Annotated in this window: 9 protein-coding genes; 5 read left to right on the plus strand and 4 right to left on the minus strand. The window is 39.8% G+C overall.

The window, feature by feature from the left end; genetic code table 11:
* Positions 1-11 precede the first annotated feature (11 nt).
* Positions 12-719 (plus strand): tRNA (adenosine(37)-N6)-threonylcarbamoyltransferase complex dimerization subunit type 1 TsaB, encoded by a 708-nt coding sequence (gene tsaB, locus B3297_RS10745; protein WP_070565305.1) that lies wholly within the window; start codon positions 12-14, stop codon positions 717-719.
* Here tsaB and B3297_RS10750 read toward each other — a convergent pair.
* Both B3297_RS10750 and B3297_RS10755 read right to left on the minus strand, forming a co-directional pair.
* Positions 714-1,619, minus strand: a complete 906-nt coding sequence (locus tag B3297_RS10750; RefSeq protein ID WP_070564974.1) for a CorA family divalent cation transporter — start codon at positions 1,617-1,619, stop codon at positions 714-716. The genes tsaB and B3297_RS10750 overlap by 6 nt on opposite strands.
* Before the next feature lie 88 nt (positions 1,620-1,707).
* Entirely contained in the window at positions 1,708-2,325 is a 618-nt protein-coding gene (locus B3297_RS10755; protein WP_070564977.1) for an OmpH family outer membrane protein, read from the minus strand.
* Between the two features lie 191 nt (positions 2,326-2,516).
* On the opposite strand from B3297_RS10755, the gene gyrB reads away from it, so the two are divergent.
* The 4 genes from gyrB to B3297_RS10775 all read left to right on the plus strand — a co-directional run bounded on the left by gyrB (position 2,517) and on the right by B3297_RS10775 (position 10,650).
* Positions 2,517-4,475: a DNA topoisomerase (ATP-hydrolyzing) subunit B gene (gene gyrB / locus B3297_RS10760; RefSeq protein ID WP_070564980.1), complete on the plus strand. Its 1,959-nt coding sequence runs from the start codon at positions 2,517-2,519 to the stop codon at positions 4,473-4,475.
* Positions 4,476-4,634: 159 nt separating this feature from the next.
* The gene (locus B3297_RS10765; RefSeq protein ID WP_070564983.1) at positions 4,635-6,671 is read left to right on the plus strand and encodes a ComEA family DNA-binding protein; all 2,037 of its coding nucleotides are present in this window, start codon (positions 4,635-4,637) and stop codon (positions 6,669-6,671) included.
* Positions 6,668-8,752, plus strand: coding sequence for a ComEC/Rec2 family competence protein (locus tag B3297_RS10770; RefSeq protein ID WP_070564986.1), 2,085 nt, complete (start codon positions 6,668-6,670; stop codon positions 8,750-8,752). The genes B3297_RS10765 and B3297_RS10770 overlap by 4 nt, the downstream gene beginning before the upstream one ends.
* Positions 8,749-10,650, plus strand: coding sequence for a RecQ family ATP-dependent DNA helicase (locus B3297_RS10775; RefSeq protein WP_070564988.1), 1,902 nt, complete (start codon positions 8,749-8,751; stop codon positions 10,648-10,650). Before B3297_RS10770 ends, B3297_RS10775 begins: the two co-directional genes overlap by 4 nt.
* A gap of 1 nt (position 10,651) precedes the next feature.
* On the opposite strand, the gene B3297_RS10780 is transcribed toward B3297_RS10775, so the two are convergent.
* A complete protein-coding gene (locus B3297_RS10780; RefSeq protein WP_070564991.1) occupies positions 10,652-11,491 on the minus strand; it encodes a sulfurtransferase in 840 nt (279 codons plus the stop codon).
* Positions 11,492-11,591: 100 nt separating this feature from the next.
* Positions 11,592-13,523, minus strand: coding sequence for a 30S ribosomal protein S1 (gene rpsA / locus B3297_RS10785; RefSeq protein ID WP_070564994.1), 1,932 nt, complete (start codon positions 13,521-13,523; stop codon positions 11,592-11,594).
* Positions 13,524-13,730: the final 207 nt, after the last annotated feature.

Consider the following 13,730-nt stretch of genomic DNA (forward strand, 5'->3'; position numbering starts at 1 on the left):
CTATAATGACGATGAATAATTTAATTTTACAAATTGATACTTCAACCACGATTTGCTCGGTTGCTTTGAGTGAAAATGGTCAAACGTTACAGGTTCTCGATCTCGATGAACCTAATGCTCATGCGGCTAAATTGACTATTTTGATCGCCGAAGTCCTTAAACAGACTAACCGAACGATGCAGGATTTAAGTGCTGTGGCGGTGAGCATGGGACCTGGCTCTTATACAGGTTTACGTATAGGGGTATCTACGGCCAAAGGTCTCTGTTATGCGTTAGATATACCTTTAATCGCTATTAATACGTTAGAAGCTTTGTTTCTAGGGTATAAGGAGCAATTTGGTTTAACAGCAGGTGATGCTTATCTTCCCATGATCGATGCCCGTCGTATGGAAGTGTATACGGCTGTTTATGACCATAATGCTGCATTGGTGAAAGCAACATCAGCAGAAATTATCGATTTCGATTATTTCAATGAATTATTGCTGAACTACAATCGTGTCCATTTATTTGGTTCGGGTGCCGATAAATTTGAAGATTTGTTCAACGCAACGGATCGAGTGAATGTATTGAGCGGATTTGATGATTCCGCGGCTTTTCTGTCGACGTTGGCCTTTGATAAATTTCAGCGGAAAGAGTTTGAGGATGTTGCTTATTTCGAGCCATTCTATCTTAAAGATTTTTTGGTTACTACGGCAAAGAAAAAGGTTGGCTTATCATAGCCAACCTTTTCTTTTGAACCACAGATAAATGGCAAGGGATATGGCCACCATGATCCCCATGGCTACTGGATATCCATAGTACCATTCAAGTTCGGGCATATTTTTGAAATTCATTCCATAAATTCCTGCCACAAAAGTGATGGGCATAAAAAATACGGAGAAAATTGTCAGGATACGCATAATCTCATTCGTGTGATTAGATGAGATGTTGAAATACACATTAAGCAGTTGAGCTACATTTTCCGATAAGTTTTCGTACAAGGTTGATGTCCGGACCTGCAGATCTTTTAAATCCCGGGTATAGACATCTTTTTTTGACGAAGAATGAAAATGCTCGACGACCTCCCTGTAGAGAAAGATGACCTTTCGCGCAACATCAATCTGCCTTTTGATAAAATAAAGATTTTTCAGTATCGGCTGTTGTTTCATGCGTTTGAGGAATATCAATTCTTCGTAAGCATCGATTCGTGTGGAAAGTTGCTCTAACGTTTGGCTAAAGGTAAATACAGCTGCAGTCGTGATAAATACAGCCAGTTTACGGCTATTTCTTGTCTTGATGGAAGTGAATTCAATATTTTTAAGTTTTTCTAAAAACTCGATGCGACGTTTGTGTACCGTAATCACAAAATCACTTCCATAGAAGATGGTCAGGCGATCGGTGATTTCTCCGATACTGTCTGAATTTTCTTTGAAATTGTCCGACATGACACGAAGAATCACAAAAGTATAATTCTCAAATTCTTCAATTTTAGGTAGATGTTCTGGTTCTTTGGAATCCTTGATCGAAGCTTCATTCAAATTGAAGCGCTCTTTGATGAAGGCGAAGTCTTCTGAAGTTGGCTCAGCTATATCTATCCATTCGTAGTTTGCGATTTCTTTTTCAACAATCGTTCTGACCATAAATCTAATTTTAGTAAGGACAAGATAAGAAAGAAAATAAAAAAAGCCATCAACTTAGTCGATGGCTTTCCTTAATTGTGATGATCTTCTATTTGTTTGAAGATTTATATTCTTCGTTCAACTGTTTGATTACCTCATTCGTGATTTCCAAAGATGGGTCGGCATACAATACAGTTGGGTTGGTCTTCGAATAAGTCAGCACCAACTTGTAGCCATTTTCTGCAGCATGCTTTTTCAGGAATTCAGTAATTTTATTATAGACATTGTTGAATTCTTCAGACTCGTCTTTTGCAATGGAAGAAGAAGCTGTTTGGTCTAAACGTGCAAGCTCATCTTGTTTACGTGCCAGTTTTTGTTCCGTAGCTTGTCTATCAGGAGCAGACATTGTAGCGGCATTTTTTTGATATTCGGCAACTTCCCGTTGGAACGCAGTACTTTTGGATTGCAGATCTGTTTGTGCTTTCTTTACTTTGTTTTCAAGCTTTGATTTAATGTCTTTAAAATATTGATATTTTTCAGAAAGTGAATCCGAATTTAAATAGACGATTTTATCTTTGTTACTTTCCTGGCTCTCCTTGCTTACCGTATTGGAATCATTTTTTGCAGGTTCGTTTGCTGTTTTTGCACCTTGGTTACATGATGCAATAGTTCCAACCAATAAAAGGCCAAAGGAAACTTTCGATACAATTGAAAATATAGTGTTCATTTTTTTGTTATTTGCAAATTATTACTGAAAACAAACCTAACATAAAAAAATCGAAATTCTAGTTTTTAGTAATAAAAAAGTAAAATTATCCCTGGTATTATAATTCGGAATATAGGCTCAATACTTCCTTATGGACTTGATAAATCGGCCAAAATTTCGTATTTTTGAATATTACATTTAAGAGGTTTTCAATGAGCGAAGAAAATAAAAATGCATCCACCTATTCGGCCGATAATATTCAGGTATTAGAGGGTTTAGAGGCGGTTCGTAAGCGTCCATCCATGTATATTGGTGACACCGGTGTAAAAGGATTGCACCATTTGGTATACGAGGTAGTTGACAATTCAATCGATGAAGCTGTAGCGGGATATTGTACAGATATCTTCGTTACTATCCATAAAGATAATTCGATTTCTGTCCGGGATAACGGTCGTGGTATTCCTACAGGGATCAACAAAAAAGAGAATAAATCAGCTCTAGAGCTTGTAATGACTGTATTGCACGCCGGAGGTAAATTTGATAAAGATACATACAAGGTTTCTGGTGGTCTGCACGGTGTCGGTGTTTCCTGTGTGAATGCGCTGTCTACTCTTTTGAAGGCCGAGGTTCATCGCGATGGAAAGATTTTCCAGCAAGAATACCAAATAGGTAAACCCTTATATGATGTGAAGGAAGTTGGTGTTTCGGATAAGACGGGTACTATTGTAACATTCCATCCAGATGCGACGATTTTCACGCAGACAACGGTTTATAATTACGATACATTGGCCAATCGTCTTCGTGAACTTGCCTTTTTAAATAAAGGTGTGAGTTTGACGTTGAATGATGAGCGTGAAGCAAATGAAGACGGTTCTGAAAAGAAAGAGACATTCTATTCAGAGGGCGGTCTGAAAGAGTTTGTGAAGTTTTTGGATGGTAACCGTCAGTCGTTGATTCCAGAACCAATTTATGTTGAAGGCGTAAAACAAGGTATCCCTGTTGAACTGGCTTTACAGTATAACGATACCTATTCTGAAAATGTCCATTCTTATGTGAATAACATCAATACGATTGAAGGTGGCTCACATGTTGCAGGTTTCCGTCGTGGTTTGACTCGTACCTTGAAAGCGTATGCGGACAAGTCAGGTTTGCTTAAGAACTTAAAAGTAGAAATTACAGGTGATGACTTCCGTGAGGGATTGACAGCAGTAATTTCAGTGAAGGTTGCAGAACCTCAATTCGAAGGGCAAACCAAAACGAAATTAGGTAACTCTGAAGTCATGGGGGCTGTAGATGTTGCCGTAGGTGAGATCTTAGGCGTTTATCTGGAAGAAAATCCACGTGAGGCAAAATCTATCGTTCAAAAGGTTGTCATTGCGGCTCAAGCACGTGCTGCTGCACGTAAAGCCCGTGATTTGGTACAACGTAAAACCGTTATGGGAGGCTCCGGACTTCCTGGTAAATTGGCCGATTGCCAAGACAATGATCCTACAAAATGTGAGATCTATTTTGTCGAGGGGGATTCTGCGGGTGGTACTGCCAAGTCTGGTCGTGATAGAAAACATCAGGCGATCATGCCTTTACGTGGTAAGATCCTGAACGTCGAAAAAGCAATGGAACATAAGATCTACGAAAATGAGGAGATCAAAAACATGTTTACAGCTTTAGGCGTCAGTGTGGGTACAGCCGAAGATGCTAAGGCGCTGAATCTTGAAAAGTTACGTTATCACCGCATCATCATCATGACCGATGCCGATGTGGATGGGTCCCACATTACAACTTTGATCCTGACATTCTATTTCAGATACATGAAGGAATTGATCGAAAGAGGATATGTATATATCGCTACACCGCCGCTATACTTGGTGAAAAAAGGGAAAGAGCATGAGTACGCTTGGAATGAAGACCAACGTATCAATGCGATTCAACGTTTGAAAGGATCAGGTAAAGAAGATAGTGTACACGTACAACGTTATAAAGGTCTTGGAGAGATGAATGCTGAGCAGTTATGGGATACAACCATGAATCCTGAAACGCGTACCTTAAGACAGGTGACAATTGAAAATGCAGCTGAATGTGACCGTATCTTCTCGATGTTGATGGGTGACGAAGTTGCCCCGCGTCGTGAATTTATCGAGAAAAATGCACGTTATGCGAAAATTGATATTTAATTGATCTGATCATAAAAGAATAGAAAAAGCCTGATGAAATTTTTTCATCAGGCTTTTTTTATTGTTTTATATTTCCTAATTTCATAGGAGTGAATCGTTTTTCTGCCGGGATAAAGGGTTCATCGCCTAGCATTTAGCCAATATTAATTAAAACCTATTATGAAATATTGTAGCAAAATTTTGCTCTTTATAGGTTGTTTTATTGGAATAACCTGTTTGGCGCAAACAAATGAAAAAATCGATCTCCAAGATTTATTTGAAAGCTTATCGGATGAGCTCGCAGCAGATGCTGATTTGAGTGAATTCACTGAAAAGTGGTATCATTATCTCAAACACCCGATCGATCTCAACAAAACGGATGGAAGAGAACTCACAGAATTACAGTTTTTGGACCCTTTATTGATCGAGCGCCTACTGGAGCATAGGACCATTTCAGGAAATTTTATTGACGTGCTTGAACTACAGTCTATTGAAGGATTTAATGAGCGTGTAATCAGTTTACTGTTACCTTTTGTGAGGGTAGGCCCCGGATCTCCTCTTGAAACCCTGAAATCGAGAAATTTTAAACAGGAATTTACGGTACGATATGCCCGGACACTCGAAAAAGCAAAAGGGTACCGTATTGTCGATACGACGAAATCCCATTATCTCGGCGATGCCAATCGCTATGCTTTTAGGTATAGAGCCCAATTGAACGCTGTGGTTCAATTAGCGGTCAATATGGAGAAAGATGCCGGGGAGCCCTTTTTTAGGGATAAACAAAAAATGGGATTTGATTTCTATAGCCTAAGTGTATCGATAAAGCATTTTGGCCGATTCAGGAATATCGTAATCGGCGACTATGCTTTACAATTCGGACAAGGGCTCAGTATGTGGAACGGTTTGAATTTTGGAAAAGGGGGATTGGTACAGCATACAGCAAGACAAGGGATTGGAGTAAAGTCATATACTTCCTTAAATGAGGCAAATTTTATGCGGGGCATTGCCGGGACACTACAGATCGGTCAATTTGAGGTTACACCCTATATCTCCTATCGATCCATTGATGGAAAAGTTCACCGTATCGCTTCTCCTGCTACGATTTCAACAATCGCGAGTACCGGACTGCATCGGACAGCAACCGAACAGCAATACCGTCATGCTGCATCTCAACTAGCCTATGGACTGAATCTATTGTGGCGCTATAAAAGGATCAAAATGGGTATTCATTTCAATCAGACTCAATTGAATGCCTTTAAAACAAAAGGCAATGCTATACGGCAAGAGGCGGACTTTGAAGGTGATTTGCTCCGAAATATAAGTTTATACGTAAACTATACGATTCGAAACACGTATTTATTTGGTGAATATGCCAATAGTATCGATGGCGGTTCAGCATTATTGACAGGAGCTATCATAAGTTTACATCCACGTTTATCATCGGTTATATTGCTTCGGGACTACAAGAAGAATTTTCATACTTTTTATGGACAAGGATTTGGTGAATCGGATAACAGCTCCAACGAACAGGGTGCTTATTTGGGACTTACCTATCAACTGGGAAGAAAATTGCTCTGGTCGAATTATGCCGATGTATTTCGTTTTCCAGGAGCAAAGTATCAGGCTGATACGCTATCTACAGGCGCCGATTTCTTTAGCCAGCTGAGTTACATGTGGTACAAAAAAGGCCAACTTTCGTTGCGCTATCGCAACCGATTGAAACAAGTGAACTACCAGGGAGAGGGGCAAACCGAGCATGGGCTTGTGAATACCGGCAAACAGCAGTTCAGGATAGAATTTCAATACCGCCTAAGTTCAATATGGACTATTCGCTCCCGGGTAGAAGCCAATTTATTCCAAAAAGAGTATCAGGAAAATGGTTTCGGATATATGTATTATCAGGATATACTTTGGAAGTCTACCACTGGAAAATTGCAGTCGAATATGCGGATTGCGTATTTCGATGCGGCAAGTTATGACAATCGGATCTATGCTTATGAGCGAGACGTATTATATGCCTCTGGGTTTGGAATGTACAATACAAGGGGATGGAGAATGTATTTCAACCTACAGTATCGATTAAGTCGCCATCTTCAGGTATGGGCCAAATATGGGGTCTATTATTATCCGGGACGAGAGCATATCGGGACTGGATTAGACCAAATTGAGGGCAATAGAAAATCCGAGGTTAAGGTACAGTTGCGGTGGCAGTTATGAAAGAGCTGAGTTTTACACAAAGATTAGAGCGGCTGCCTATTCTTAAGATAGCTATCTTATATATTGCGACACTTCTTTTCGTCCCTAAAATACCGATTTCGCGCCCTATTTTTCAATTTATACAGCAGGTATTGGTTGTGATGACTCTGTTAACGATAATTAGTTATTTTTTTAAAGGTACAATTCGCAAATACGGGTATACCTGCGGGTATTATGTATCTATTGTATTATTTGGGATCTTCCAATTTTGGCGCGAGGACCCTTTGGTTGCAATCGGTCATTTCTCCCATATAATGACAGATCGTTATGTGGTCAAAATTATTGAAGAGCCCAAAGTGAAGCGTGGTATCATTCGTTTTTCTACAGAGGTAATAGGGGCTTACCAAAAAGGTGAATTTATAGAAACGACAGGTAGACTCATGTTATCCCTAAAATCCAGCCAGAAGAATACGCTGCAGTTTGGTGACCTATTGTGGTTAAAAGGTCAGCCCCGGGAAATAGCTCCGCCATTCAATCCAATGGAGTTTGATTATAGGGCGTATTTGAAAAGGCAGTATGTCTACCATGAACTTTTCGCAGTCTCTGGTCAGTACAAGCTGATCAGCCGGCAAGAAACAACGACTTTTTCGTTGATTGCGCTCGCTTTACAAATGAGAAGATATTTTTTGCTCAAGCTTCGACCCCATATTAAAGGGGATGAGAACTTTGCTATTGTGTCAGCTTTATTATATGGTTCGCGGAGCGATATCAGTGCCGAAAGCATACAGGCCTTCACCAATACGGGAACGATACATGTGTTAAGTGTATCCGGAATGCATGTTGCTGTTTTATTCGGGTTTTTATCCCTTATTTTCAAACGAATTGCCTGGCCTTCCTATCTCAGATGGTTGCCGCTAATTTTGTTATGGAGTATGATCTGGATATATGCTTTTATTGCAGGGCTTGATCCGCCCATTACGCGGGCGGCTATTATGATTAGTTTTGTACTCTGTGCACAGCATTTTAAACGAGGCTTTTCAACGCTCAATTCGCTTATTATTGCCGCAGTATTGATTCTGTTGATCGTTCCAAGGGCGGTTGCTGATGTGGGTTTTCAGCTGTCCTTTTTAGCTGTTTTGGGTATGACGATATGCTCGCCGCTTGTCGAAGCATTCCTTCCGGTCAAAAGACCGATATTGCGGCTTTTGAGAGATACATTGGCTGTTTCTGTTGCTGCGCAAATACTGACAACACCACTGAGTCTTTATTATTTTGGGCAATTCCCAACTTATTTTCTGGTAGCCAACTTATTAGTCGATTTTCCTTCAACCCTAGCGATGTATCTCGGTTTTATCATGACAATTAATCCAATGGAGGGGATTAACGATTTAATGGGTTTGCTCTTGGAGCATCTCATTGCTTTCATCTTATACGGTTTGAAATGTATTGACCGTTGGGCTTTTTCAACAATAAAAGTTGATCCTATGGGGCTTGAGCTCCTATTTTTGACCTATTTTGCACTGTTTTCTTGTTTATATGCTTTTCAGTGGAAAGATAAAAAATACGTTTGGTTAGGGGGATGCTGTGCAATTGGAATGCTATTGATCACTGTGCAAAAACGCTTAGAAAATAAAGATGCAGAACGATTTCGGGTCTATAATACGAAACAAGAGTTGACGATCGGTTATTTCAAAGGTGGGCGCGGTATCATTTACAGCACATTTGATTCTTTGCAAGCCCGGGGCTTGCAATATGCATGTGGAAGAGAAATTCAATTATTGACGAAAGAAGAAGTTCAGTTTGTGGCTTTGCATGGCCAGGAGCGTAAAAACTATCTTGTTACGCTCCCCTTGGGTAAAATCGCTATTCTGTGCCATGCCGTAGAAACTATGCCACATGCTGACCTCGTTATCGTTAGGAAAAATTTATTAAATGGTTTACCCCGATTATTGAGGCAAATCAGACCAAAACTTGTTATACTGGATGGATCCAATTCACAGGAAAAATCCAAGCATATACAACGTACGTTAGATAGTTTGGGGATACAGAATTATCTCATGAAAGATAATTTTGCGTATGTTTGGGATAAGGAGAATTTATGACGCAAGATAGTATATCAATCTTAAGGCAATACTGGGGATTCGATTCATTTAGACCCCTGCAAGAAGAAATTATTCAATCGGTCATTTCAGGTAAAGATACTTTGGCTTTGTTGCCAACCGGCGGAGGGAAGTCGATCTGTTTTCAAGTACCTGCCTTGATGCGAGAAGGGATTTGTATTGTCGTTACACCGCTTATCGCATTGATGAAAGACCAGGTTGAACATTTGAAAAAAAATGGAATTCAGGCGGTCGCAATATATGCTGGAATGCGGAAGAGGGAGGTGGATATTACCTTGGATAATTGCGTCTATGGGCAAATAAAATTTCTCTATCTTTCTCCTGAAAGATTGTACAATGATGTAGTAAGGGAGCGCATACGATTTATGAATGTAAATCTATTTGCGATAGACGAAGCACATTGTATTTCTCAATGGGGATATGATTTTAGACCGCCCTATTTAGAACTTGCTAAATTACGGGAACTGCATCCCAAGGTGCCTTTTCTAGCCCTTACAGCGACCGCAACGGAGCGTGTCATCAGCGATATACAACAGAAACTGAGCTTTCCGAAAGAAAATGTATTTGTCAAAAGCTTTCTCCGGGACAATTTGGCGTATATGGCCATTGAAGAAGAGGATAAGATGGGACGTATGGTCCGGATTATACATAAGTTGGGCGGATCCGGTATTGTCTATGTCAGAAACCGGCGAGAAACGCAGGAGATAGCCCGTATTTTGGTCAATAACGGCATTTCGGCAGATTATTACCATGCCGGACTTTCGGGGCAGGAACGGGATCAGAAACAGCAAGGGTGGATGACAAATGTTGTTCGCGTTATTGTAGCTACCAATGCGTTTGGGATGGGAATTGATAAACCTGACGTGCGTTTTGTGATTCACCTCGATTTGCCCGATTCACTGGAGGCCTATTATCAAGAAGCCGGTAGGGCAGGAAGAGATGGCAAGAAGGCCTATCCCGTTATTCTTTATCAAAAGACAGATGAGCAGAAGCTTGTCGATAATTTGCAAGCTAGCTTCCCTGATATTCCATTTATTCAACAGACCTATCATTACCTGTGTAATCATTTTCAGATTCCCTATGGTGCTGGAGAAGGAGTGACTGTAGATTTTGATGTTGTTGCTTTTGCCAAAAAATATCAGCTGCCATTGGTTCCTGTTATGAATGCGCTGAAGTTTCTGGAGCGGGACACTTGGTTGGTTTTGTCCGAAGCTGTCACAATCCCCTCACGGTTTAAATTTGAAATTGATAGCGCCGAATTGTATAAAGTTCAGGTGCAGTATGTAAAATATGATAAGCTCATTAAGGCTATTTTACGCAGCTATGGTGGTGTATTTGAAAACTATATCCTCATTAATGAATACGAATTTGCACGTAAGTTGGGTCTGCCTTATGATCGTGTTGTCGAGCTATTGAAGTCGTTAGAGTCATTGGAAATAGCGAGTTATCTGCCTTCTACAGATGCGCCACAATTGACCTTTTTGCAGAACCGCGTCGATTACAAACACCTGCATATCGATCATATTTTTATTCGCGATCGCCATCAGGTGAAAGAAGAAGAAGTCAATGGCATGATCGGTTATATTGAACGTAGCAATTGCCGCAGTCAGTCGCTGTTGTTATATTTTGGAGAAAAAAATGCGGGGTTCTGTGAAGTATGCGATTTGTGTCTGATCCGTAATCATCAGAAAAAGCAGCGCGCAGATATAAAAGCAGAAATCAAAAGTAGTTTGCTCGCTGGCGCTAAAAACATTCACGATTTGGTGGCTAGTTTGACGATAGGTACAGAAAAGAAAAGAATAGAGATTATCCGCGATCTCCTGGATGCGGAAAAAATCCTCTTGGAGGATAATCTCTACTCTTGGAATACCTTGTTTTAAACTATTTTTCGATGGGTAGATTGAGCTCTTCGCGACCCCATTCTGACCAAGAGCCATCGTATACGCGGATTTGCTCGTGACCAACAAGATGAGAAGCAAATGCTAAGATTGAGGCCGTGATACCCGATCCACAGGAGAATACATATTCATTTCCGGTAGCATTATGATGATCAAATTGCTGTTTCAGTTCACCAAGGGGTTTATAAACGATTCCATCAAGTAATTCTTCGAAAGGGAGGTTTTTGGAATGAGGGATATGCCCACCATGAAGGCCTTTTCGAGGTTCAGCAACAAAACTACTAAATCGACCTTTACTTCTGGCGTCAAAAATATTCACTTGAGGATCCCGATAATGTGTTAAGATATATTCTTTGTCAGCATAATGGTTTGCTTGAAATTGGGCTTTAAAGTTTCCAGGCTTTACAGCAGCTGCATACTGGTCTACGAGCGGTAATTTACTTTTTTTCCAAGCGGGGACGCCACCATTTAAAATAAATACCTGCTCAAAACCCATGACCTTAAACATCCACCATGCCCTTGGGCTTGAATAAACACCCCATCTGTCATATAACACGACGGTACTATCCTGATTGATTCCTAGGCGTTGCATTTCCCGTTCGAATACTTCTGCCGATACAAGGGTATGTGGTAATTTAGAAGTAGAATCCGAAAGTTTCCCTTCGATGTCAAAAAATTGAGAATGCGGTAGTACTTCGAACTTGGCGTCCTTGATGGATTGGCCAACTTTGTCGATGGTGCAATCAAGGAGGACAATGTCTGTATGCTGTCCCAATGATTCCAGAAGTTCGGTGGGGTTGATTAAGGCTGATTTGAATGACATAACAATAAAGTTTATTGCTACAAAATTACAAAAGCATCCCTATAAAAGCAAAGCGGCTGTTCTTTTGGAACAGCCGCTTTTTATGGATTGAAATTGCTAATTACTTAGCGTTTTTATCATTTTCCATTTGCTCTTTCAATTGAGCTAATACGTCTAAGTCGCCTAAAGTAGATTTCTCAACAGAATCTTTTACTTTTTTCACAGCTGAAGACTCAGCTTTAGCGTCTTTTTTACGGCTGTTAGACTCTTCTTTGCGAGCTTCTTCTTTCTCTTCTTCCCAGATACGAGAGTGAGAAATTACCAAACGTTTGTTCTCTTTGTTGAACTCGATGATTTTGAATGAAGTAACTTCATCAACTTTCAATGAAGAACCGTCTTCTTTAACAGAGTGTTTAGAAGGACAGAAACCTTCAACACCATATTGTAAAGCTACGATATCACCTTTGTCACCAACTTTGATCACAGTACCTTCGTGGATAGAACCTTCAGTAAAGATCGTTTCGAAAGTATCCCAAGGGTTTTCTTCCAATTGTTTGTGACCTAAAGATAATTTACGGTTTTCTTCATCCAATTCTAAAACAACTACGTCTAATGTTTCACCAACTTTAGTGAATTCGTTAGGGTGGTTGATTTTTTTAGACCAAGATAAATCAGAGATGTGGATCAAACCATCGATACCTTCTTCCAATTCAACAAATACACCGAAGTTAGTCATGTTTTTAACAACAGCTGTTTGTTTAGAACCTACAGGGTAACGCTCAGTGATATTTTTCCAAGGATCTGGAGTCAATTGTTTGATACCTAAGCTCATTTTACGCTCATCGCGATCTAACGTTAAGATTTGCGCTTCGATCTCATCACCAACTTTCAAGAACTCTTGTGGAGAACGTAAGTTTTGTGACCAAGACATTTCAGAAACGTGGATCAAACCTTCAACACCAGGGATGATTTCTAAGAAAGCACCGTAATCAGCAACTGTTACGATTTTACCTTTAACTTTAGAACCAACTTCTAATGCAGTATCTAAAGATTCCCAAGGATGCTCAGATAATTGTTTCAAGCCTAAAGCGATACGTTTTTTCTCGTCATCAAAGTCTAATACAACAACGTTGATTGTTTGATCTAACGATAAAACTTCTTTTGGATGCTCGATACGACCCCAAGAGATGTCTGTGATATGCAATAAACCGTCAACACCACCTAAATCGATGAACACACCGAAATCAGTGATATTTTTAACTGTTCCTTCTAATACTTGACCTTTTTCTAATTTAGCAACGATTTCAGATTTTTGGTTTTCTAAATCGTTTTCAATTAATACTTTGTGTGATACGACAACGTTTTTGAATTCGTGGTTGATTTTCACAACTTTGAATTCCATTGTTTTACCTACGTATACATCGTAGTCACGGATAGGTTTGATATCGATTTGAGATCCAGGTAAGAATGCCTCAACACCTTTGATATCAACGATAAGACCACCTTTAGTACGGCTCTTAACGAAACCAGTAATGATTGCATCATTTTCCAATGCCTCATTGATAGCTTCCCAAGATTTTTGAGTTTTAGCACGTTTGCGAGAAAGTACTAATTGACCGTTAGCATCTTCTTGAGATTCAACGAATACGTCAACTTTGTCACCAACTTGTAATTCTGGTAAGTCACGGAATTCTGATAAAGAAACTAAACCGTCAGATTTGAAACCAACATTTAAGACTACGTCTTTGTTGTTGATAGAAACTACAGTACCTTCAATAATTTCACCTTGGTTAACTTGGTTGAAAGTATCTGCGTATTGTGCTTCAAGTTTAGCGCGTTCAGCTTCGCTATAATTTCCGAAACCTTTATCATTTGCATCCCAGTCAAATTCACCTTCTGGTGTGATCCAAGTGTTTGATTTGATTTCGTCGATTAAGTTTGAATCAGCTTCTGATTCAATTTTTTCAGTGTCTTTCACTACTTTAGTGTCAGCACCTTGTAGCTCTGCGTTTTTCGCTGCTAATTCTTTTTCTGCTTCTTGTTTTTTTGCCATTAATTAATTTTCTCCTTTTTCCTACTTTGTAGGAGTTGCAAAGGTACAAAAAAACTTTAAATGCAAAATTTTATTTTTCTTATTTTATTGAAAGACTTTCAGTTATACAGGCCTTTTGCTTTAGACGTGTAAAGCTGCCTGTTCGAACGCTCGTTTAGCGTCTTCTACCGTTCATTTGTTGCCAACCTGACGGGGTAAATGAAGCTT

Source organism: Sphingobacterium sp. UBA3519 (assembly GCF_002377215.1).
Classification (GTDB): Bacteria; Bacteroidota; Bacteroidia; order Sphingobacteriales; family Sphingobacteriaceae; genus Sphingobacterium; species Sphingobacterium multivorum.